This window comes from Streptomyces collinus, from assembly GCF_031348265.1.
In the GTDB taxonomy this organism is placed as follows: Bacteria; Actinomycetota; Actinomycetes; order Streptomycetales; family Streptomycetaceae; genus Streptomyces; species Streptomyces collinus.
Window position 1 is genome coordinate 3,511,517 of record NZ_CP133771.1, and the last position, 22,275, is coordinate 3,533,791.

The following is a 22,275-nucleotide window of genomic DNA, read 5'->3' on the forward strand; positions in this document are numbered from 1 at the left end:
CCAGCCGTAACCTCAGGTCAGGGCAGCATCCAGCCCAGGACCGGGGTGCTCTGGCCGACCACGATCAGGCACATCACCAGCAGCAGGCCCAGGCTCCAGGGCAGCACCTTGCGCAGCAGGTCGCCCTCGCGGCCCTCGAGTCCGACGGCCGCGCAGGCGATGGTGAGGTTCTGCGGGGAGATCATCTTGCCGAGGACGCCGCCGGAGCTGTTGGCGGCGGCGAGCAGTTCGGGCGAGAGTCCGGACTCGCGGGCGGCGGTGACCTGGAGGGCGCCGAAGAGGGCGTTGGCGGAGGTGTCCGAGCCGGTCACGGCGACGCCGAACCAGCCGAGGACGGGTGACAGGAACGCGAGCCCGGCTCCGGCAGCCGCCACGCAGTGGCCGATGGTCGCCGCCTGCCCGGAGAGGTTCATGACGTAGGCGAGCGCGAGGACGGACGTCACCGTCAGGATCGCGAAGCGCAGTTCGTGGACGGTCGCGAGCCATTCCTTCACCGCCGCGCGCGCGTGGACGCCGAGGACAGTGGCCGTGAGGATCCCGGCGAGCAGGACGAGGGTGCCGCCGGTCGACACGACGGGCCAGCTGAAGACATTGCCGGCGACCGGTTCGCCGTCGGGGCCGGCGACGTCCAGGAAGGGCCAGTCGAAGGTCTGGGTGGTCCGGGCGAGCAGGTCCTTGACGGCCGGGATCTGCGCGACGGAGAAGATCACGACGATCAGGGCGTAAGTGGCGTACGCGCGCAGGACCTCGCGGGGCGGGTCCTCCTCGTCGAGTTCCTCGCTGCGGGCGCCGGTCAGCACGGAGGCGCGCACCGACTCGGCGGCGGGCACCCGCGCGCGTGGTACGGCGACCAGGGCGCCCGCGCCGGCCAGGGCGGCGCCGATGTCGGCGAGTTGGGCGGAGACGTAGTTGGACGCGGCGAACTGGGCGACGGCGAAGGCGACTCCGCACGCCAGGGCGGGTACCCAGGTCTCGCGCAGCCCGCGCCGTCCGTCCACGAGCCAGACCAGCACCAGGGGCACGACGAGCGCCAGAAGCGGCGTCTGACGGCCCACCACGGACGCCACGGCGTCCAGGGGCAGCCCGGTCACCTGGGCGAGCGTGACGACCGGTGTGCCCATCGCGCCGAAGGCCACGGGCGCGGTGTTGGCGACCAGGGCGACGACCGCGGCGCGCACCGGTTCGAAGCCGAGGGCGACCAGCATCACCGCGCTGATCGCGACGGGTGCCCCGAAGCCGGCGAGCGCCTCCAGCAGCGCCCCGAAGCAGAAGGCGATGACGAGGGCCTGGATGCGCGGGTCGTCGGACAGCCGTCCGAAGGACCGGCGCAGGATGTCGAAGTGCCGGGTGCGGACGGTCATCCGGTACACCCACAGGGCGTTGACGACGATCCACAGGATCGGGAAGAGGCCGAAGACGGCGCCCTGGGCGCCGCTGGAGAGGGTCTGCCCGAGCGGCATGCCGTAGGCGAGCCGGGCGACGAGGACGGCGGCGACAAAGCCGGTCAGGCCCGCCAGGTGCGCCTTCATCCGGACGCCGCCGAGCAGGACCAGGACGATCACCAGGGGCAGGGCGGCCACCAGGGCGGACAGGCCGAGTGAGCCGGCGACGGGTTCCAGTTCCTGGACGTACACAGGCGCCTCCCCGGTTTCCGTCATGCGAAAGCGATTTCTCGCGGCCTCACAACGGAATAGTCATGTCCGCGCCAAGCACGCGTCAACGGCGCGCGTGTGGAGGAACCGGGGGTGGGGTCAGTTGTCCGGCGACCGCAGGACCCGCAGATGGCCGCGTCGCGCGACCTCCCTCGGGTCGGCCCCGCGGCCTCCGCCGCCGGCCTCGGCCGCCCGCCCCTGGGGACGGGCCGCCTCCCGCACGGCGTTCGCAAGCGCTTCCAGGTCGTCGCCGCTGGGGCGGGCCGGGGCCGAACCGTCGAGGAGCCGGACGACCTCCCAGCCGCGCGGGGCGGTGAGGCGCTCGGAGTGCTCGGCGCACAGGTCGTAGCAGTGGGGTTCGGCGTAGGTGGCGAGCGGGCCGAGGACCGCGGTCGAGTCGGCGTAGACGTACGTCAGCGTCGCGACGGCGGGACGGCCGCAGGCGGTGCGCGAACAGCGACGTACAGGGCTCACGACGTTGGACGGTACCGCACTCTTGAGCGGGCCGCGACGACTCTCCACCAGGTCACCCCACCGTGTCGTGCTGTGAAACGCCCCACACACTCCTTCGGGCGCACTTCGCTGACCTGCCGGGACACCGCTGTACGGAGCGCCGGACGGTGTCCCAAGCGGTCAAGAGTCATCACAAAACCCCCAATTGCCGTGAGGTCGCCAGTCTCGGCGGGATACGGATTTGAGCCCAACCTTGGCTTGAATGGTCATGTAACGACATGCCGTGCGGCGCGGCCGGAAGCCGCCCGTGCCGCCGTGCTGTGCCGGGCGCGGGGGCACGGCGGGGACTACCCTTCACCAGTGATGGACAAGCCCGTACCGCCCCGTGCCGCCGCCCCCGGGCCCCGCCGTCGTGATCGCCACGGACGGGGCATGCGCGGCCCGATCGCACCGCCGCAGGTGCCGCTCGCCGCGAGCCGCGCGGAGGCGTTCGCCGATCTGGTGCAGGACTCCGTGGAGCGCCTGGAGCGGCGGTGGCCGCAGCTCGCCGACATCGACTTCCTGGTCCTGGAGGTGCCGCGGCTCGACGGGCCAGGCCAGGCCTGGAACGACGAGGCGGTTCCGCTCGGCGGCACGATCAGCGCACGCGAGGGCCGCCCCGCGCGCGTGGTCGTCTACCGGCGGCCGGTCGAGATCCGCACCAAGGGGCGCGACGAGCGGGCGGCACTGGTGCACGAGGTCGTCGTGGAGCAGGTCGCCGAGCTCCTCGGGCTGACGCCGGAGACGGTCGATCCGCGCTACGGCGAGGACCAGGGCTGAGCCGGATCCCGGCCCGGCAGACCTACTTCTGGAGCACCGACAGGTCCTCGTCCGCCTCCGGGACGGCCACCGTGCCGCGGTCGTCCGGCAGTGTCTGCACCGTGAAGGCGGGGACGCCGCCCTCGCTCGCCGCCAGGGTGCGGGCCCCGTAGACCGGGCCGCCGGAGACCGGCTCGACCGTGAGCGCGTAGGTGCCCTTCAGGCCGCCGGGGACCGGGGGTTCGATGTCCTGGGTGGTGCCGGCCTTGATCGTGTACGTCTTCGACACCGGGGTCCCGCCCTCGCTGCCGGCCGAGGCGGTGACCTTGACCGTGGCGGCGGCGTTGGGGGCCGTCAGGGACAGGGTGCTGTCCTTGCCGCTGTTGTCCGCGGACGTCGCGCGCGTGCCGACGGGGCGGCTGGCCGGGATGAACGCCGTCTCCTGCTTGTCGCCCTTGCCCCGCACGACCCGCAGGGCCGCCACGACCGGCACGGACCGGTCCGTCGGCGTCAGGACCAGGGAGCCCGCCTCACCGCGGGTGACGTCGCCCAGGTCGACGGCGGTCGTCATGCCGCCCTTGACGTGCACGGTCTCGTGGCCGGCCGGCGTGATCAGCCCGGAGGGGGAGGCCAGGCGCACCTTCAGGTCCGCGTCGGCGTCGGCGGGCGTGAAGGCGACCAGGCGCACGGAGGTGGCGTCCTTGGGGAGACCGGGCAGGACCAGGCTGCCCGACGGGTCGGCGGACGCGGCCAGCCAGTCACCGCCGAGCTTGTCGTCCAGGGCCTGCACGGCGGCGCCCACGCGTCCGCTGCGGACATTGACGTGCACCGTGAGGTTGGTCTGCCGCTCGTCGGTGAGGGTGGACAGCAGGACCGGCTCGCTGGAGTGCGGCGGGACCGTGATGCCCTCCCCCACCGCGGACTTCAGGGCGCCGTCCTTGCCGTAGAGCTCGATGTCGACCACGGCCGCCGAGTCGTCGGGGTTGGTCAGGTGGACGTAGTCGGTGCGGTCGGCGTCCGTGCTGGCTCCCGGGAACCAGAAGTCGGTGTCCGGAGCGGTGCAGTTGACGCCCTGCAGGCCCCGGCCGGTCCCCGCGGCGACCTCGGTCGTCTCCTGGACGGTCCAGCCGGGCGCGAACCGGCCGTCCGCGGTCCCGACGAGGGCGGGCGCGTCGCCGCCGGAGCTGTCGCCGGTGACCGGCTTGCCGGGCTCCTTGGGAGTCAGCACGGGTTTCGCGGGCTTGCCCTCGCCGGACTTCCCGTCGTCCTTGCCCTTGCCTTCGTCCTTGCCGTCGGCCGGGGCGTCCGCCGACTCCTCCGTGGCCGCCCGCAGTTCGGCCTTGCCGCCGCTCCCGGTGCCCTTCGTGACGGGCGTGAAGGAGGTGTAGGACGTCTCGGCGAGGTCGGACGTGCTGGGCGCCGGGCACAGCAGGCTCGTGCGCTCCACGGGCAGTTGGGCGGCCGCCTTGGCGGCGGTGTCCGTGCCCGGGGCGTCCGGAGCGGACAGCGCGGCGAAGCCGGTGACGGCGGCGAGCGCGGTCGTGCCGGCGATCAGGGACAGGGTGGTGCGGTTCACTGCTGGCTCCCGTCGGGACGCTCACTGCCCGTGCCGTGGGGGTGGTGCGGCTGCGCCGGGTCGTACGGCGTGTCGTAGCCCTGCTGGTAGGCCTGGTCGTAGCCCTGCTGGTCGTACGGCGGGTTCTGGCCCTGCCCCCCGTACGCGTACGGGTCGTACTGGCCGCCCTGGTAGGGGTCCGCCTGGTACTGCTGCCCGTAGGCGTCCGCCGGGTACTGGGCGTTCTGGTACTGGTCGCCGTAGCCCGCGTACTCGCCGGCCTGGTAGCCGGCGTTGTCCCACGCACCGTAGTTCTGCTGCTGGGGTACCGCCGCCGGCGGCTGCTCCGGCTGCGGGGGCGGGAACTCCTCGGGGCCCGAGGTCTCCTCGGCCTCGGTCTCGGCCTCCGCCTGGGCGCGCAGGCGCCGGGCGCGGCGGCCCTCGCCGGCGACGGCCTGCGCCGGGACGGCCGGCTCCTCGGGGAGGTCGTCGTCGATGTCGCGGCGCCGGCCGGGCAGGGCGAGCACCACCAGGACGACGGCGAGCAGGCCCTGGGCCCACAGCCAGGCCGTGTGGCCGATCGGGTCGTCGTAGGTGACGTCCAGCCTGCCGCCGGCGGCGGGGAGTTCGAAGCCCTGGGCCCAGCCGTCGACCGTGGTGCGGGTCAGCGGCTTGCCGTCGAGCGTGGCGGACCAGCCGTCGGAGGCGGAGTCGGCGAGGCGCAGCACGCGTCCGTCCGCGCCGGTCGGGATCGTCGTGTGGATGTCGACGGGTCCGGCGGCGACGGGCTGCGGGGTACCGGAGGATCCGGAGGCGGGGGCGATGGTGGCGCGCGCGACCTCACGGTTGACGCGCCACAGGGCGCCGCCGTCCTGCTGGCTGAGGGGGGTCAGGCCGGGCGTGGCGTCGAGGACGCGGGTCACCTCGCGGGGCGCGCCCTGGTGGACGAGGACATAGCGCACGGCGAAGCCGCCGAGCTGGTCGGCCTGGTCGGCGCCGGAACCGGCGACCAGGTTGGCGACGACCTTGTCGAGCCTGCCGTTCTCACCGTCGGCGGCGGCGATCTCGCCGTCGCCGAGGCGGGCGCCGGAGCCGCGGACCAGCATGTAGCCGACATGGGCGCCGGAGTCGCTGTCGAGGACGAGGGTGCGGGCCTGGTCGCGGGTGCCGCTCTCCTCGGCGACGAACGCCGGGACCTGGGTCGGGTCGCGCCGCTCCAGCGGGCCGTCGGCGCCCCGGATCATCCAGCCGGCGGCGATGAGCAGCGGGCCCGCGGCCGAGGCGAAGGCGATCAGCACGGCGACCGGCTGGCGCCAGCCGAAGCTCTGCTCGGCCACCCGCGCGCGTGCCCCGTCGGCGCCGAGCGCGGCGGCGGCCAGCAGGGAGATGCCGTAGACGAGGGTCGCCGGGCCGGCCCAGGTGGAGCCGTTGGACAGGACCGCGAAGACGAAGCCGGTCAGGGCGACCGCCCAGGCCGTCCAGATGCCCGACTGGCGTTCCGAGCGCACCAGGGCGGCGAGGGCGGCCAGCACGATGCCGATGAGCATGAGGCCGCTGACGGTGCCGGGGCCGCCCGGGCTGGCGCCGAGCAGGTCCAGGGCGGAGGCGGCCGAGGGGCCGTAGTCGAGGCCCGCTTCCTTGAGGAAGCCGAAGGGCAGCAGCGTCAGCGACCAGGGCGCGAGGAGCAGCAGGGGGGTGCCGAGCTGGGCGAGGAACCGCAGCCCGTACGCCGTGATGTCGCTCCGGCGCAGCACCAGCAGTCCGATGCCGAGGAGCAGCGCGATGGGCCACACGATCGGCGTGAAGGCGGTGGTGATGGTCAGCAGCAGTGCGTACGCCCAGGTGGCGCGCCAGCTGCCGCGGGCTCCGGCGGAGTTCGTCAGGCCGCCGGCCGCGATGCCCGCGCGGGCGATGAGCGGCAGCAGCACGGCCAGGACGGCGGTGCCGATGCGGCCGCCGGCGAGGGCGCCGGTGGCGGCGGGCAGGAAGGCGTAGACGACGGCCGCCCAGGCGCGCAGCAGCCGGGACTCGACGAGCGGGCGGGAGGCGAAGTAGGCGGCGACTCCGGCCAGGGGCACCGAGCCGACGAGCAGGACCGTGACGGCGAGGCCGGTCGAGCCGAACAGCAGGGACGCCAGCATGGCCACGAGCGCGACGTACGGCGGCGCCGATGAGGTGCCGCCGGCGCCGACCGGATGCCAGGCGTCCAGGTAGCGCGACCACAGCTCGGCGGAGTCGGCCGGGGCGGGCAGCAGGGCGCCGCCCGCGAGCGCGCCGCCGCCCAGGAGCTGACGGCAGGCGACCAGGGAGACGAGCAGCAGCACCAGGAAGAGCACCGGGCCGGGCTTGCGCGCGATGCGCTTGAGCCGGGCGAACTGCTCGATCTCCAGGAAGTCGGCGTCGTCGCCGCCGGGGCCCGACTCGACGGCGCTGCCGTGCCGTCCCGCGCCGGCGGCGACCTCCGGGTCGGAGCGGCCGACGAGGCTGCTCGCGACCTGCTCGACGGTGACGCGGACGGTCGCGCCGGGCGGCGGGAACAGCGCCCGCAGCTCGCCCTTGTCGATCTGGGGTGCGCCTCTGCCGCGCCGCCCGGCGAGGATCCGCTCGGGCCGGAGCAGCGTGCCCAGCAGGCCGCGGATCTCGTCGACGGCCTGCCCTGGGACCTTGCCGACGAGGTAGGCCACGGTCCGCAGCAGGGTGCCGAGCACGATCCGCAGCATCACCCAGGGGAGTGCGGCCGTACGCGAGTTGACGAGGAGGGTGTAGACGGCGCCGGCCTTGTCGACCTTGTGCGGGGAGGCGGCCGTGCGGCCCATGCAGTCGACCGTGCGGCGCTCGCGGCTGGATGCCTCGGCGTGGCGGACGACCGCCTCGGGGGCGACCAGGACGCGGTAGCCGGCCGCGTGCGCGCGCCAGCACAGGTCGACGTCGTCTCGCATGAGGGGCAGGTTGCGGTCGAATCCGCCGAGCTGCTCGAAGACGTCGCGGCGGACGAGCATGCCGGCGGTGGACACCGAGAGCACGGTCCGGACGTGGTCGTGCTGGCCCTGGTCCTGCTCGCGGCGGTCGAGGCCGGTCCAGCGGCGGCCGGAGTTGGCGATGGAGACGCCGACCTCCAGCAGCTGCCGCCGGTCGTACCAGCCGCGGAGCTTGGGGCCCACGACGGCGACGTCGTCGCGGCCCAGCTCGTACTCGTTCTCCACGACCCGCAGCAGCTGGGCGAGGGCGTCCGGGTCCGGGGCGCAGTCGTCGTGCAGCAGCCACAGCCACTGCACCGGCTCGCCGTGCGGGAGCTCGGGCAGGTCGTAGGCGTCGTCGCGCCACGAGCGCGTGACCGGGTCCCAGCCGCTGGGGCGCTTCAGGTACGGCAGCTCGTCGGGGGTGAGGACCGGGGCGGTGCGGCCGCACTCCTCGACGGCCTGGCCGAAGCCGGTACGGCGGGCGAGGTGCAGCACCCGGTCGGCGCCGAGAGCGTCGGTGACCAGCTCGGCGGAGGCGTCCGCGCTGCCGGTGTCGGCGCCCATCGCGTACTGGACGGGGCGCTCCTGGCCGAGCAGCCCGGCGAGCGCGTCGGGCAGCCAGCGGGCGCCGTCGTGGGAGACGAGGACCGCGGTCACCACATGACGCGGGAACTCAGGTGTGGCAGCGGCGTCGTGATGGGCTGCCGAGTGGCTGTGCACGGACATCGAGGTACGGGCCCCGGTTCGGTGGACTGCGGTGGACGCCCGCGCCCGGAGGGGGCGGTGGGGTGTCTCGGACGAGCGACCACACTATCGGCTGCACGGAAGACGGCCCGCCGCCTGTGGATAACCCACGGACGACGGGCCGTTCACGCAGAGGGGCGGGGGTCAGACGGCCGCCTTCTTCAGCCGGCGGCGCTCCCGCTCGGACAGGCCGCCCCAGATGCCGAATCGCTCGTCGTTGGCGAGGGCGTACTCAAGGCACTCGGAGCGGACCTCGCAGGCGAGGCAGACCTTCTTGGCCTCCCTGGTCGAGCCGCCCTTCTCGGGGAAGAAGGACTCGGGGTCGGTCTGGGCGCACAGCGCGCGCTCCTGCCAGCCGAGTTCCTCGTCCGCGTCGTCGACCAGCAGTTGCTGCACCGTCTCGGTCATGTGCGCCCCTCGTCTGTCTTCGCGTCCCCGTGATCTAGCCGTTACCGATTCCGGCTGAACGACACGAGTGAAATTACAAGTGTGCTGCTCCGGGCGAGTCAAGCCGAGATCTGCTATTGAGCCCCTTATTCACTCTGCGGAACCAAGCCCATGCGGAAAGTGTTCAAATCACCATAAACCGTGACACACGGGTGGAGCCCGCGAGGGCCCACACCTTCCGCCGGACCCCTCGCAGACCTCTACGGAGAAGGACGCCCAGGAGTTCGATCTCGTTCCGACACGCACGTCGAAGCGAAACGGATCACAGTCGGATCACGACTACGCAACGGGGTTTGTGCGCCCGGTTGGACGCCATGTGTCCCGGGCGGGCCATGAACAAACCTTTCATCTGAGCGATCGACCGGATGAGGTGAACCACGTCCCACATACCGGGTGTCGAGTTGACAGTGAAGGTGTGAACCGGTGTCCTTGTGGGCATGCTCGCGAACTTGGCACTCACCACGACCCGCACCGCCGGGTCCCACGGTGCTGCCCGCGCTCGCTGTAGCTGTTGCTGTCCCAGCTGTTGAGCCCCTCCCGCTCCAGCTGAAGGCCGAGCCACCACCCGTACCTCGGCTCCGTTCCCTCTGACCTTCTTTCACTGAGGAACCACGCACCCCATGAACAGCGACAGCGACCTCCAGATCGCCGGCGACATCCTCGAAGTCACGCACCTTCTCCAGACCCCCCGCGAGCACCCGGCCACCGTCGCCGAGTTCGTCGGCCTGGCCCGCTCCCTCGCCGAGGACCGCTCCCAGTGGGAGCACCTCGTCCGCTACGACGCCACCAGCCGCTGGTACCACCGGCTGCGCACCGGCCCCGGCTACGAGGTGTGGCTGCTGTCCTGGGTGCCCGGCCAGGGCAGCGGGCTGCACGACCACGGCCGCTCCTCCGGTGTGCTGACCGTGCTGGACGGCACCCTGACCGAGCGCACGGAGCGGGGCACACGCGCCTTGCGGGCGGGCGCGCAGCGCGTGTTCGCGCCGGGGTACGTGCACGAAGTCGTCAACGACGCGCTGGAGCCGGCGGTGAGCCTGCACGTCTACTACCCGGGCCTCACCGAGATGCCGATGCACACGGCCCCGCACTGCGAGGCCCGGGCCCTGCCGGGTGCCGTGACTGCCTGACCCGGATGTCGTAGCCGCCTGCAAGACTGTCGCCCATGCGCATTGTGGTTCTGGCAGGCGGCATCGGCGGTGCCCGGTTCCTGCGTGGTCTGAAGCGGGCCGTCCCGGACGCGGACATCACGGTCATCGGCAACACCGGGGACGACATCCACCTCTTCGGGCTGAAGGTCTGCCCGGACCTCGACACGGTGATGTACACGCTCGGCGGCGGCATCAACGAGGAGCAGGGCTGGGGGCGCGCCGACGAGACCTTCCACCTCAAGGAGGAACTCGCGGCGTACGGCGTCGGGCCCGAGTGGTTCGGTCTCGGCGACCGGGACTTCGCCACCCACATCGTGCGGACACAGATGATCGGCGCCGGATACCCGCTGAGCGCGGTGACGCAGGCGCTGTGCGACCGCTGGAAGCCGGGCGTGCGGCTGATCCCCATGTCCGACGACCGCGTCGAGACGCATGTGGCCGTCGAGATCGACGGCGAGACCAAGGCGATCCACTTCCAGGAGTACTGGGTACGGCTGCGCGCCTCGGTGCCCGCCCGGGCCGTCGTGCCGGTCGGCGCCGACCAGGCGAAGCCCGCGCCGGGCGTCCTGGAGGCCATCGCCGAGGCGGACGTGATCCTCTTCCCGCCGTCCAACCCGGTCGTGTCGATCGGCACGATCCTCGCCGTGCCCGGCATCCGGGAGGCGATCGCCGACGCCGGGGTACCGGTCGTCGGCCTCTCCCCCATCGTCGGCGACGCGCCCGTGCGGGGCATGGCCGACAAGGTGCTCGCCGCCGTGGGCGTCGAATCGACCGCGACGGCGGTGGCCGAGCACTACGGGTCGGGCCTGCTGGACGGCTGGCTCGTGGACTCGGTGGACGCCGCAGCGGTGGACCAGGTCGAGGCGGCCGGGATCCGCTGCCGGGCCGTGCCGCTGATGATGAGCGACGCCGACGCGACCGCGCGGATGGCCCAGGAGGCACTGGCACTGGCCGAGGAGGTGCGCGGGGCGTGAGCGGCGAGGCGCAAGGAGCCGCCGGGTACCGGGTGTGGGCCCTGGGCGGGATACCGGAGGTCGCGGCCGGGGACGACCTGGCCAAGCTGATCGCGGACGCCGAGCCCGGCCTGGCCGACGGGGACGTGCTGCTCGTCACCTCGAAGATCGTGTCCAAGGCGGAGGGCCGGATCGTGCGGGCCGCCGACCGGGAGGCCGCGATCGACGCGGAGACGGTCCGGGTGGTGGCCCGGCGCGGCGCCCTGCGGATCGTGGAGAACCGGCAGGGCCTGATCATGGCCGCGGCCGGTGTCGACGCGTCCAACACCCCGTCCGGGACGGTGCTGTTGCTGCCCGAGGACCCGGACGCGTCCGCCCGTGCCATCCGCGACGGACTGCGCGACGCCCTCGGCGTCGACGTCGGCGTCGTCGTCACCGACACCTTCGGCCGGCCCTGGCGCGCCGGGCTCACGGACGTCGCAATCGGGGCCGCCGGAGTGCGCGTGCTCGACGATCTGCGCGGCGGCACGGACGCGTACGGCAATCCGCTCAGTGCCACCGTCGTCGCCACGGCCGACGAACTCGCCGCCGCGGGCGACCTGGTCAAGGGCAAGGCCGCGGGGCTGCCCGTGGCCGTGGTGCGCGGGCTTCCGCACCTGGTGGCGGAAGGCGAGGACGGCGAGGGAGCGCGGGCCATGGCCCGCGGCGCGCGTGACGACATGTTCCGCCTCGGCACCTCGGAGGCGGTACGGCTGGCCGTGACCCAGCGGCGCACGGTCCGGTCCTTCACCGACGAGCCCGTCGACGCGGATGCCGTACGGCGGGCCGTGGCCGCGGCCGTGACCGCCCCGGCGCCGCACCACACGACACCCTGGCGGTTCGTCCTGCTGGAGTCAGAGGAGTCGCGCACACGGCTGCTCGACGCCATGCGGGACGCCTGGATCGCCGATCTGCGGCGGGACGGCAAGGGCGAGGAGTCCATCGCCAAGCGGGTCCGGCGCGGGGACGTGCTGCGCAACGCGCCCTACCTCGTCGTCCCCTGCCTGGTCATGGACGGCTCCCACACGTACGGCGACCCGCGGCGGGACGGCGCCGAGCGGGAGATGTTCGTGGTCGCCGCCGGTGCCGGCGTGCAGAACTTCCTGGTCGCGCTCGCCGGGGAGCGGCTGGGGTCGGCCTGGGTGTCGTCGACGATGTTCTGCCGGGACGTGGTGCGCGAGGTGCTGGAACTGCCCGCGGACTGGGACCCGATGGGCGCGGTCGCGGTCGGGCATCCGGCCGGGGAACCGCGGCCGCGGCCCGGGCGGGACGCGGGGGCGTTCATCGAGGTGCGGTGACAGGCGCCGGGCGGCGCCTACGCTCGTAGGGCTGCTCCTTCACGGATCCCAGGGACGACATTCATGGCAGGACGGTTCGCTCAGCGGCCCACACTCCCCCACAGCCCGAAAGGCGTGGGAGGTACCCCCATGCCTGTGCGCGGCGGGCAGGTCGCCGTGCCCGCGGGTGTGCCCCGGCAGGCGGCGGGGCCCGGCCGGGTGCGCGCGTGGGTGCCGGACGGGCCGCTGGATCTCGGCCTGGTCCTCGGGCCGCTGCGGCGCGGGCCCGGCGACCCGACGTTCCGGGCGACACCGGACGGATCCGTGTGGCGGACCAGCCTCACTCCGGCCGGCCCGGGGACGCTCCGGGTGTGCGCGTACGGCGATGGGGTGCGCGGGGAGGCCTGGGGGCCCGGGGCGGAGTGGCTGCTGGAGGGATTGCCCGAGCTGCTCGGGGCCGCGGACGATCCGTCGGCGTTCGTGCCGCGGCACCGGCTGCTGGCGTCGGCCCGGCACCGGCGGCCGGGGTTGCGGCTGACGCGGAGCGGGCTGGTGCTGGAGTCGCTGATCCCCTCGATCCTGGAGCAGAAGGTCACGACCGACGAGGCGTACCGGGCGTGGCGGCTGCTGGTGCGGAAGTTCGGGGAGCCGGCGCCGGGGCCCGCGCCCGCGCGGATGTACGTGATGCCGGCGCCTCGGACGTGGGCGCTGATTCCGTCGTGGGAGTGGCATCGGGCCGGGGTCGACAACAAGCGGGCGTCGACGATCCTGCGTGCCGTGCGGGTTGCCGCGCGGCTGGAGCAGGCGGTGGGGATGGAGCCCGGGGCGGCCCGGGCGCGGCTGGAGCTGGTGCCGGGGGTCGGGCCGTGGACCTCCGCGGAGACGGTGCAGCGCAGTCATGGGGCGGCGGACGAGGTGACGGTGGGGGATCTGCATCTGCCCGGGATCGTGGGGTGGGCGCTGGCCGGGGACCGGGATGCGGATGACGCGGTGATGCTGGAGCTGCTGGAGCCGTATGCGGGGCAGCGGCATCGGGCGGCCCGGTTGATTCTGCTGAGCGGGAGGGTGCCGGCGCGGCGGGCGCCGAAGATGCCTCGGTGGGACATCGGGCAGTTGTGAACTGTCGGAGTTGAGGAACTCGGCGTTTGTGCCGAGGTCGGGTGGGTCCGCAGCCCGGCGGAGCGGGGTGCCTCCCCCAAGCTCTTCGAGCAGGGGGGACACCCAGCGCCCACCCGTGCCGCCCCTGGCGGCACGCTTGCCCGCAGCCAAGCGGCGCGTGCCCGCAGCGGGGGCGGCGCGCAGGCCCGCAGCGGGGTGGGGGCGCATTCCCGCGGCTGGGTAGCGGGGCCCCCGCCCCCTGCAGCTTCTACTGGTCCGATGAGAAGCGGACCGCTCCCGCTGGGATGCGGGCGTCGCACCATATGCGGGCGCCCTCCAGGAGTTCGTTGTCGGGGCCGATCACCGCGCCGTCGCCTATGACCGTGCCCGTCAGGACCGAGCGCCGGCCGACGCGGGCCCGGGTGCCGATGAGGGAGTCGGTGATGACCGCACCAGGTTCGATGACCGCGCCGGGCAGGATCGTGCTGCCGAAGATCCGCGCGCCCTCCGCGACGAACGCGCCCTCGCCCACCACCGTGCCGCCCGACAGCTTGGCGTCGGAGGCGACCTGGGCCGTCGGCAGGACCAGGCGGTCGCCGCAGCGGCCGGGCACGGCGGGCGACGGGGCACGGCCGAGGACCAGGTCCGCCGAGCCGCGGACGAAGGCCGCCGGGGTGCCCAGGTCCAGCCAGTACGTCGAGTCGACCATGCCCTGGAGGTGGGCACCGGCCGACAGCAGGCCCGGGAAGGTCTCGCGTTCCACCGACACCGGCCTGCCGAGCGGGATGGCGTCGATGACCGAGCGGCGGAAGACGTACGCCCCCGCGTTGATCTGGTCGGTGACGATCTCCTCGGGCGTCTGCGGCTTCTCCAGGAACGCCAGCACCCTGCCCGTGTCGTCGGTGGGGACGAGGCCGTAGGCGCGCGGGTCGGTGACCTTGGTGAGGTGCAGCGAGACGTCCGCGCCCGTGGTCTCGTGGGTGTCGACCAGGGCCCGGATGTCGAGGCCCGTCAGGATGTCCCCGTTGAAGATCAGGACCGGGTCGTCGGGGCCGGAGTGCAGCCGCGAGGCCACGTTACGGATGGCGCCGCCCGTGCCGAGCGGCTCCTCCTCCGTGACGTACTCGATGTGCAGTCCGAGCGCGGAGCCGTCACCGAAGTACGGCTCGAAGACCTCGGCCAGATAGGACGTGGCCAGGACGATGTGCTCGACACCGGCCGCTCTCGCTCTCGCCAGCTGGTGCGTGAGGAAGGGCACCCCGGCCGCCGGGACCATGGGCTTGGGCGTGTGCACCGTGAGCGGGCGCAGCCGCGTGCCCTTGCCGCCGACCAGGAGGATCGCTTCTGTCACGTGTCGTCTCTGCTTCCTGCCGGGACCGGCCGAACTGTCTTTCGGCCGGTCAGTGTATGCAGACCGTTCCGTGGCGCCTTCGCTGGCCGTGCGGCATTACGTCCCATGTCCCCGCATGCCCCCCGACGGCGGTCGAACGTGTACTCAGCGGCCCTGGTAGCGGGCCGCCTTGGAGCGGGCCGAGCCGAGCTTTCCGTAGAGCTTGCGTCCCGGGCACTCGGTCTTGAAGCCGTCCCGGTGCCCCGAGATCACGTTCAGCCGTACCTTCTTGCCCTTCCGGTGGAGATTGCTGCCGGCCGACGTCAGGTACGTCTTCCCCTTCGGGTTCACCCGGTACAGCCCCAGCTTCCAGGCGGTCAGCCGGGCGATGGCCTTGACCGCCGAATTCGACGGCTTCGTGGCACCGTACGACCCGAGGACGGCGATCCCCATGCTGTTGCTGTTGAAACCCAGGGTGTGCGCGCCGAGGACCGGTTTCGCCACGCCCCCGGCGCGGCCCTCGTAGATCTTTCCGCACTTGTCGATGAGGAAGTTGTAGCCGATGTCCCGCCATCCCATGCTCTTGACGTGGTAGCGGTAGATACTGCGAATGAGTGACGGGACCTGCGAGCAGCGGTAGTTGTTGCCGCTGGCCGTGTGGTGCACGAAGGCCGCCTTGACCTTCTTCGTGTACCGGAAGCCGCTCTCGCGCAACCCCTCGTTCGCCCCCCAGCCGCGCCGCGTGACGATACCCGGGCGCGGGCCGACGTACGGCTTGGCCTGCCGCTGCTGCTCCGTCAGCCCGCCGGGGTCGAGGGCGAGGTACTCCTGCTCGGCCCGGGCGCGGCTCAGTGCCGCGATCTCGGTGGCGCCGAGGGCGACGAGGCCGGCGTTGGCGGTGGAGGCTTCGGTGCGGGCGGAGGTCTCGGCGTTCGGGGCGCCGGCGGCGCGGGACTCCTCCTCGTCGCCGGAGGATGCGCCGTCGTCCTCGCCGGGATCGACGAGTTCGAGGCGGAGGCCGGAGGGCAGCGGGGGCGCCGCGGGCAGATCGCGAGCGTCCGGGGTCTGCTCCGCCGAGTGGCCGGCCCCGGAGCGGACCCGGACTTCCACGCCGTCGGAGTCGCCCACCCACAGCGGGGCGGTGGCACCGCGGACGCGGCCCGAGGCCCTCTCGGTGGTGTCCGGGTCGGCGGCGTGGTCGGCGTTGTGGGTCTCCACGTCCTGCCAGCCCGACCAGGTGCCGGTGCCGGCGTCGCGGGTGCGGACCTGGACGCGGCCGTGCAGTTCGGCGGTGGGGTCGTCCCAGACGACGCCCACGAGGGAGAAGTGGCGTACGGCCCGGCGGGGCAGGCCCTGCTCGGCGGAGGAGGGTGCGGAGGGAGTGGCGCGGTTGCGGGTGAGGGGTTCGAGGGGGAGGGACTGGGTGCTGCCGGCGGCGTACGGTTCGGCCACCCGCCGGCCGGCCGGGGTCGTGGCCGGGGTCCCCGCGTGGGGCCCGGGTCTCGCCGTCGTCGCGGCTTCTGAGGCCGGCACCGGTCTCGCCGTCGCCGCGAGGGCGGGAGGGGTGAGGGGAAGGGCCAGAGCGGCCGCACAGGTGACACCGATCGAGGAAGCAAGGAATCCACGCATGCCCCTGATCTTGGACATAGTCATACAACTCTGTCCATTTGGGATTTGACGGACTGTCGGCCGGGTTCGGCCGAACCGGTGGCGGATGCCCGGCGGGGCGGTGGCCGGGCCGCTGGGCGCAGGGTCGTGCGCCGCGTACGCTTGCGCGGATGAACGCCACCGATCGCACCCCCGCCGACCTGCTGGGTTCCGCGCTCGCCGCGGATCCGGGACGTCCCCTGGTGACCTTCTACGACGACGCCACGGGCGAACGGGTCGAACTGTCCGTGGCCACCTTCGCCAATTGGGTGGCCAAGACCGCCAACCTCCTCCAGGACGAACTGTCCGTCGAGCCCGGCGACCGGGTGGCGCTGCTGCTGCCCGCGCACTGGCAGACCGCGGTGTGGCTGCTGGCGTGTGCGTCGGTGGGCGTCGTCGCGGACGTGTCCGGGGATGCCCGGGCGGCCGATGTCGTGGTGAGCGGGCCGGACCGGCTGGAGGAGGCCCGGGCCTGCTCCGGCGTGCGGATCGCGATGGCGCTGCGCCCGCTCGGCGGACGGTTTCCGCAGGCTCCCGAGGGGTTCACCGACTACGCGGTGGAAGTCCCTGGGCAGGGTGACCGGTTCGTGCCGTACGCCCCCGTGGATCCGGAGGGGCCCGCGCTGATCGTGGCCGGGCGGGAGTTCAGCGGGGCCGAGGTGGTCGAACGGGCCCGGGCCGAGGCGACGGCGCTGGGCCTGACCGGGCCGGGGTCGCGGATCCTGTCGGCGCTGCCGTACGACACGTGGGACGGGCTGAACGCGGGGCTGTACGGGCCCCTGACCACGGGAGGTTCCGTGGTGCTTTGCCGGCATACGGAGCAGGCCGGGGAGGGCGTACTGGACAAGCGGGTGGAGAGCGAGCGGGTCACGACGATCGCCCGCGGCACCGCGGGCCGGTAGCCGGGCCCCCCGTACGGCCCATCCCCACCCACCCCCCGCCCTCCGTTCGCGCCATGGTCGTAGGAGCGGTGCGCGCGGGGCGCTCCTAGGTCAGGAGGGGTGGTTGCTGCCGTGGGCAACAGGGTCGGTCCGGGCGCGGGGTCGTCCGCCAGCGGGCGGGGACTCGTGCGGCGGCGCCGGCGGCGGTGGGTGCGGATCACGGCGTTCGGGGTCACCGGTGCCCTCGTGGCCGCCGGCGGGGTCGGCTGGGCCGTGTACGCGAAGCTCAGCGGGAACATCACCCCCGACGAGGCGGCCGCCGCCGAGCTCGCCCGCTACGACCGGGAGCGGCCCACCTCCCTGGTCAAGGACGCCCGGAACATCCTGCTGATCGGGTCGGACTCGCGGGAGGGCACCGGCAACGCCCGTTACGGACGGGACTCCGGCACCGAGCGCTCCGACACCACGATCCTGCTGCATCTGTCCGCCGGCCGGGACAACGCCACCGCCGTCTCCATCCCCCGGGACCTGATGGTGGACCTGCCGGCCTGCCGGCGTCCGGACGGGTCCCGCAGCGCGCCCCGGTTCGCCATGTTCAACCAGGCCTTCCAGATCGGCGGCTCGGCCTGCACCATCCGCACCGTGGAGAAGCTGACCGACGTCCGCGTCGACCACCACGTCGTCGTCGACTTCCACGGCTTCAAGGCGATGGTCGACGCGGTCGACGGCGTCGAGGTGTGCCTGCGGCAGCCGATCGACGACCGGGCCGCCAAGCTGCGGCTGCCCGCCGGGCGCGTGACGCTGAACGGCGAGCAGGCCCTCGGCTACGTGCGTGCCCGCAAGACCCTGGGCGACGGCAGCGACACCGAGCGGATGGAGCGCCAGCAGCGATTCCTCGGGGCACTCGTCAACAAGGTGCGCAGTAATGACGTCCTGCTGAATCCGGCGAAGCTCTATCCCGTGCTGGACGCCGCCACCTCGTCCCTCACCACCGACCCGGAACTGGCGAGCTTGCGTGGTTTGTACGCACTCGTGCGCGGCCTGCGCGACATCCCCATGGAACAAGTGCAATTCCTGACCGTCCCCCGGGAATCGTACGCCTACGACGCCAATCGCGACCAACTCGTGGAGCCCGCCGCAAGGCGGCTGTTCGAGCGGCTGCGTACGGACACACCGGTGGTCGTAAAGGACAACGGCCCACGTGAGGGGTCGTACGGGGATTCATATCCGGGCCCCTTTCGCGAGCCCGCCGTCACCGTTTCTCCCCCACCGACGTTTCGGGGGAACACGGCAGCCGAGGACACCTGTGGGTAAAGCGGGCACCAAGGTCGCTCCAAGGCAATGAGCTCTTCACCAGGGAAATGGGCGAATTGCCCAACTGTAGGGAAGTGCAATGTGTCACCGTCGTCGCTCGGCACCGAAAGGGACGGTTAGTGTGAGCGATCCGGTGCGCCCGGCTCTGAGGGAAGGTCCCGAGGTCGCGCACTGTGTGACCGAGACCGGAGCGCCTTGCAGGGGGGAAGGCGCCGCGTGCCCCGACGGAGGAAACAGGCAACCGTGGACGCGCAAGGCCGTGGGCGGGCGGACGACATCGATCCCGCAGATCAGTGGGTGCTCAACCCGAACACCGGTGAATACGAACTGCGACTGGGGAGTTCCGCGCCGCAGTCGGGTGTCCCCTCACCCCGCAAGCCACGGCCCTCCGAGGCGGCCCCGCCGGCCCGCAGCCGTAGCGAGGCGCCCGGCCGGTCGCGGCCCGAGACGCCCGGGCGAGCGGTGCCGCCGTCGCGCAGGCGCCGCGGGGCGCCGGAGGAGCCGCTGCCGGGGCGGCGCGGACGGCGCCCGGCGAAGAAGGCCGCCAAGGGCCGGAAGGTCCTGCTGTGGACCGGCGGCGCGATGGCGTTCGTCCTGGTCGCCGGCGCGGGTGCCGCGTACTTCTACATCGAGCACCTGAACGACAACATCGCGTCGGTCTCCGACGACGGCGCGAGCACCGGTGGCTTCAGCAAGGACAAGGCGATCAACATCCTGCTGATCGGCACCGACAAGCGCACCGGCAAGGGCAACGGCAGCTACGGCGACGCGGGCAGTGTCGGGCACGCCGACACCACGATCCTGCTGCACGTCTCCAAGGACCGTTCGAACGCGACCGCGCTGAGCATCCCGCGCGACCTGATCGTCGACGTGCCGGACTGCCCGACGACACAGGAGGACGGCACGCAGAAGATCATCCCCGGCACGCAGCAGGTCCGCTTCAACACGAGCCTCGGCCAGGACGGCCGTACGCCCAGCTGCACGATGCGGACCGTGACCGAGCTGACCGGGGTCAAGCCGGACAACTTCATGGTCGCGGACTTCAACGCGGTCAAGACGCTGACCAGCGCGGTGGGCGGGGTCGAGGTCTGTGTGGGCAAGGACCTCGACGACCCGGACTCCCACCTGAAGCTGTCCAAGGGCATGCACACCATCGAGGGCGAGCAGGCGCTGGCCTTCGTGCGTACCCGGCACGCCGTCGGTTTCGGCGGTGACCTGAGCCGGATCGGGCTGCAGCAGCAGTTCCTGAGCGCGCTGATGCGCAAGCTGAAGTCCAACGACACCCTCACCAGCCCGTCCAAGATGCTCGACCTGGCCGAGGCGGGCACGAAGGCGCTGACCGTCGATTCGCAGCTGGACAGCATAGGCAAGCTGAAGGACCTCGGCCTGGAGCTGGGCAAGCTCAACACCGAGAACCTGACCTTCACCACCACCCCGGTGATCGACAACCCGACGGAGAAGGTCAAGGCCACGGTCGTGCTCAACGAGTCGACGGCCCCGCAGGTCTTCGACATGATCAAGAACGACGTCTCCTTCACCGCCGTCAAGGAGCGGAAGAAGAAGGAGGCCGCCGCGGTCGCCGCCCGGCTGAAGGGCACCAAGGCCCCGGCCTCCGAGGTGCGGGTGCGGATCCTCAACGGCGGTGCCGTCGCCGGCAGCGCCCAGGAGACCCTCAGCTGGCTGCAGAACGAGGAGGGCGTGACCAAGTCGGAGAACGCCGGCAACGCGCCCGCCCCGCTGGCGAAGACGACCCTGGAGTACGCGCCCGACCAGGCCGACCAGGCCCGCCGCCTCGCGGACCTCATGGGTCTGTCCGGGTCCGCGATGAAGCCCGGCGAGAGCGTGACCAACGACCAGGGGCTGCCCGCGATGACGCTGACCCTGGGCAAGGACTTCGAAGGGGCGGGCGTCTCCCTCACCGCGCCCGCCAAGGCACCGGAGGGGGTGCAGAAGTCCACCGCGGACAAGGTGGAGTGCGCCAAGTGACGCGCATTCACTTCGCATTCGCCGAACTTCCTTCAAACATATGGGCGGGATTGCCCAGTTGTGAGAACGTGCAATTTCTCACCCACGTCGCTTGACGCCGAAGTGTGCGGATAGTGTGTGCGATCCAGTGCTCTCACCCATGAGCTCCGTCCTGGGGGAGTGCACTGCTTGACCAGCACCGTGCGCCGTCCGGGGGAGGGCGCCGCGTGGCCCGACGGAGGAACAGGCAACCGTGGACGCGCAAGGCCGTGGGCGGGCGGACGACGTCGATCCCGCAGACCAGTGGGTACTCAACCCGAACACCGGCGAATACGAGCTGCGACTGGCCCCTTCCACAGCGCAGTCGTCCGTACCCGGCCCACGCGGTTCCGGTGGCCGCGGCACGGCCGGTGCGGCAGGTGCCCGCCGGACCGCCCCCGCCCGGCGTCCCGCCAAGGCACCCGGCGATGAGACCTCCTCCCCGCGCAGACGCACCACCGCCCCGGCCGACACGGCCGCGAGCCGGCGCGGGCGCCGCCCGGTGCCGAAGAAGGCGAAGGGCAAGAAGGTCCTGATGTGGACCGGCGGTTCACTGGCCTTCGTACTGATCGGGGCGAGCGGGGCCGCCTACCTCTACTACGAGCACCTCAACAACAACATCACGTCCGTCTCCGACGACGGCGCCGGCACCGGCGGGTTCAGCAAGGACCGCGCGATCAACATCCTGCTGATCGGCACCGACAAGCGCACCGGCAAGGGCAACGAGGGCTACGGCGACAAGAACAGCGCCGGGCACGCGGACACCACGCTGGTGCTGCACGTCTCCAAGGACCGTACGAACGCGACGGTGCTGAGCATCCCGCGCGACCTGATCACCGACATCCCGGACTGTCCGACGACGCAGGAGGACGGCTCGGAGAAGGTCATCCCGGGCCAGCAGCGCACCCGCTTCAACAACAGCCTGGGGCAGGAGGACCGCACCCCGAGCTGCACCATGCGCACGATCACCGAGCTCACCGGGCTGAAGATGGACCACTTCATGGTGGCCGACTTCAACGCAGTCAAGACGCTGACCAGCGCGGTGGGCGGGGTCGACGTCTGTCTGGCCAAGGACATCAAGGACCCCGACTCCAAGCTCGACCTGCCCAAGGGCGAACACACGATCGAGGGCGAGGAGGCGCTGGCCTTCGTCCGTACCCGGCACTCCGTGGGCTTCGGCGGTGACCTGAGCCGGATCGAGCTGCAACAGCAGTTCCTGGGCTCGATGCTGCGCAAGCTGAAGTCCAACGACACCCTCACCAGCCCGTCCAAGATGGTCAAGCTGGCCGAGGCGGGCACCAAGGCGCTGACCGTCGACTCACAGATCAGCACGATCAAGAAGCTGGCCGATCTCGGGGCCGAGCTGGGCAAGTTCGACACCAAGAATCTGACGTTCGCCACGGTGCCGGTCGACGACAACCCCGCGGAGAAGGTCAAGGCCACGGTGGTCCTGAAGGAGCCCCAGGCCCAGCAGCTCTTCGCGATGGTCCGGGACGACGTGTCGCTGACCGACGTGAAGCAGCAGAAGAAGAAGGAGAAGGCCGCCGAGGCCGCCCGGCTGAAGGGCACCAAGGCCCCGGCCTCCGAGGTGCGGGTACGGATCCTCAACGGCGGTGCCGTCGCCGGCAGCGCCCAGGAGACCCTCAGCTGGCTGCAGGTCCAGGAGGGCGTGACCAAGTCCGAGAACGCGGGCAACGCGGAGCAGCCGCTCGCGAAGACCACGCTGGAGTACGGGCCCGACCAGGCCGGCCAGGCCCGCCGGCTCGCCGCCATCATGGGCCTGTCCGGGTCCGCGATGAAGCCGGGCAAGAGCGTGACCAACTCCCAGGGCGTGCCCGCGATGACGCTGACCCTCGGCAAGGACTTCGAGGGTGCGGGCGTACCCCTCACCACTCCGGCGAAGGTTCCGGAGGACGTTCAGAAGGCCACGGCCGACAAGGTCGAGTGCGCGAAGTGACCTGACCGTCCCGTCCTG

General features: G+C 72.4%; 16 protein-coding genes. 9 read left to right on the forward strand and 7 right to left on the reverse strand.

Annotated elements, in window-relative coordinates:
* Positions 1-17 precede the first annotated feature (17 nt).
* Both RFN52_RS15760 and RFN52_RS15765 read right to left on the reverse strand, forming a co-directional pair.
* Positions 18-1,634, reverse strand: a complete 1,617-nt coding sequence (locus RFN52_RS15760; protein WP_184853909.1) for an L-lactate permease — start codon at positions 1,632-1,634, stop codon at positions 18-20.
* Positions 1,635-1,751: 117 nt separating this feature from the next.
* The gene (locus RFN52_RS15765; protein WP_107457151.1) at positions 1,752-2,174 is read right to left on the reverse strand and encodes a DUF3499 domain-containing protein; all 423 of its coding nucleotides are present in this window, start codon (positions 2,172-2,174) and stop codon (positions 1,752-1,754) included.
* Between the two features lie 294 nt (positions 2,175-2,468).
* Between RFN52_RS15765 and RFN52_RS15770 the strand changes: the two genes are divergently transcribed.
* Positions 2,469-2,924 (forward strand): metallopeptidase family protein, encoded by a 456-nt coding sequence (locus RFN52_RS15770; protein ID WP_106974439.1) that lies wholly within the window; start codon positions 2,469-2,471, stop codon positions 2,922-2,924.
* A 22-nt stretch (positions 2,925-2,946) separates the two neighbouring features.
* Here RFN52_RS15770 and RFN52_RS15775 read toward each other — a convergent pair whose 3' ends face one another.
* The 3 genes from RFN52_RS15775 to RFN52_RS15785 form a co-directional block, all read right to left on the reverse strand.
* Positions 2,947-4,479 carry a DUF5719 family protein gene (locus RFN52_RS15775; RefSeq protein ID WP_184847042.1) on the reverse strand — a complete coding sequence of 511 codons (1,533 nt, stop codon included), beginning with the start codon at positions 4,477-4,479 and terminating at the stop codon, positions 2,947-2,949.
* Positions 4,476-8,144 (reverse strand): glycosyltransferase family 2 protein, encoded by a 3,669-nt coding sequence (locus RFN52_RS15780; protein WP_184847044.1) that lies wholly within the window; start codon positions 8,142-8,144, stop codon positions 4,476-4,478. Before RFN52_RS15780 ends, RFN52_RS15775 begins: the two co-directional genes overlap by 4 nt.
* Positions 8,145-8,306: 162 nt before the next feature.
* Positions 8,307-8,570, reverse strand: coding sequence for a WhiB family transcriptional regulator (locus RFN52_RS15785; RefSeq protein WP_010034659.1), 264 nt, complete (start codon positions 8,568-8,570; stop codon positions 8,307-8,309).
* A gap of 659 nt (positions 8,571-9,229) precedes the next feature.
* Here RFN52_RS15785 and RFN52_RS15790 point away from each other — a divergent pair.
* From RFN52_RS15790 to RFN52_RS15805, 4 genes are all read left to right on the forward strand, one after another.
* Entirely contained in the window at positions 9,230-9,736 is a 507-nt protein-coding gene (locus RFN52_RS15790) for a cysteine dioxygenase (RefSeq protein WP_184847046.1), read from the forward strand.
* 35 nt (positions 9,737-9,771) lie between these two features.
* Positions 9,772-10,731, forward strand: a complete 960-nt coding sequence (gene cofD, locus RFN52_RS15795; protein WP_184847048.1) for a 2-phospho-L-lactate transferase — start codon at positions 9,772-9,774, stop codon at positions 10,729-10,731.
* A complete protein-coding gene (locus RFN52_RS15800) occupies positions 10,728-12,047 on the forward strand; it encodes a coenzyme F420-0:L-glutamate ligase (protein WP_184847050.1) in 1,320 nt (439 codons plus the stop codon). Before cofD ends, RFN52_RS15800 begins: the two co-directional genes overlap by 4 nt.
* Positions 12,048-12,110: 63 nt before the next feature.
* Positions 12,111-13,145: a DNA-3-methyladenine glycosylase family protein gene (locus tag RFN52_RS15805; RefSeq protein WP_374050159.1), complete on the forward strand. Its 1,035-nt coding sequence runs from the start codon at positions 12,111-12,113 to the stop codon at positions 13,143-13,145.
* A 247-nt stretch (positions 13,146-13,392) separates the two neighbouring features.
* On the opposite strand, the gene manB is transcribed toward RFN52_RS15805, so the two are convergent.
* Both manB and RFN52_RS15815 read right to left on the reverse strand, forming a co-directional pair.
* Positions 13,393-14,475, reverse strand: coding sequence for a mannose-1-phosphate guanylyltransferase (manB, locus tag RFN52_RS15810; RefSeq protein WP_184847054.1), 1,083 nt, complete (start codon positions 14,473-14,475; stop codon positions 13,393-13,395).
* Between the two features lie 144 nt (positions 14,476-14,619).
* On the reverse strand, positions 14,620-16,083 hold the full coding sequence (locus RFN52_RS15815) for a peptidoglycan recognition protein family protein (RefSeq protein WP_184847057.1): 1,464 nt from the start codon (positions 16,081-16,083) through the stop codon (positions 14,620-14,622).
* 149 nt (positions 16,084-16,232) lie between these two features.
* On the opposite strand from RFN52_RS15815, the gene RFN52_RS15820 reads away from it, so the two are divergent.
* The 4 genes from RFN52_RS15820 (at position 16,233) to RFN52_RS15835 (ending at position 22,257) form a co-directional block, all read left to right on the forward strand.
* Positions 16,233-17,003 (forward strand): TIGR03089 family protein, encoded by a 771-nt coding sequence (locus RFN52_RS15820; RefSeq protein WP_184847059.1) that lies wholly within the window; start codon positions 16,233-16,235, stop codon positions 17,001-17,003.
* 111 nt (positions 17,004-17,114) lie between these two features.
* Complete coding sequence (locus tag RFN52_RS15825; RefSeq protein WP_311240962.1) at positions 17,115-18,296, forward strand: LCP family protein; 1,182 nt, start codon at positions 17,115-17,117, stop codon at positions 18,294-18,296.
* 243 nt (positions 18,297-18,539) lie between these two features.
* Positions 18,540-20,282, forward strand: a complete 1,743-nt coding sequence (locus RFN52_RS15830; RefSeq protein ID WP_184847063.1) for an LCP family protein — start codon at positions 18,540-18,542, stop codon at positions 20,280-20,282.
* 232 nt (positions 20,283-20,514) lie between these two features.
* Entirely contained in the window at positions 20,515-22,257 is a 1,743-nt protein-coding gene (locus tag RFN52_RS15835) for an LCP family protein (protein ID WP_184847064.1), read from the forward strand.
* The last annotated feature ends 18 nt before the right edge of the window (positions 22,258-22,275 follow it).

Bases quoted from the DNA above. Each gene is read 5' to 3' on its own strand.
- cofD (WP_184847048.1), top strand. From the start codon at position 9,772: ATGCGCATTGTGGTTCTGGCAGGCGGCATCGGCGGTGCCCGGTTCCTG.
- RFN52_RS15770 (WP_106974439.1), top strand. From the start codon at position 2,469: ATGGACAAGCCCGTACCGCCCCGTGCCGCCGCCCCCGGGCCCCGCCGT.
- RFN52_RS15805 (WP_374050159.1), top strand. From the start codon at position 12,111: ATGGCAGGACGGTTCGCTCAGCGGCCCACACTCCCCCACAGCCCGAAA.
- RFN52_RS15815 (WP_184847057.1), bottom strand. From the start codon at position 16,083: ATGCGTGGATTCCTTGCTTCCTCGATCGGTGTCACCTGTGCGGCCGCT.
- RFN52_RS15780 (WP_184847044.1), bottom strand. From the start codon at position 8,144: ATGTCCGTGCACAGCCACTCGGCAGCCCATCACGACGCCGCTGCCACA.
- RFN52_RS15790 (WP_184847046.1), top strand. From the start codon at position 9,230: ATGAACAGCGACAGCGACCTCCAGATCGCCGGCGACATCCTCGAAGTC.
- RFN52_RS15820 (WP_184847059.1), top strand. From the start codon at position 16,233: ATGAACGCCACCGATCGCACCCCCGCCGACCTGCTGGGTTCCGCGCTC.
- RFN52_RS15785 (WP_010034659.1), bottom strand. From the start codon at position 8,570: ATGACCGAGACGGTGCAGCAACTGCTGGTCGACGACGCGGACGAGGAA.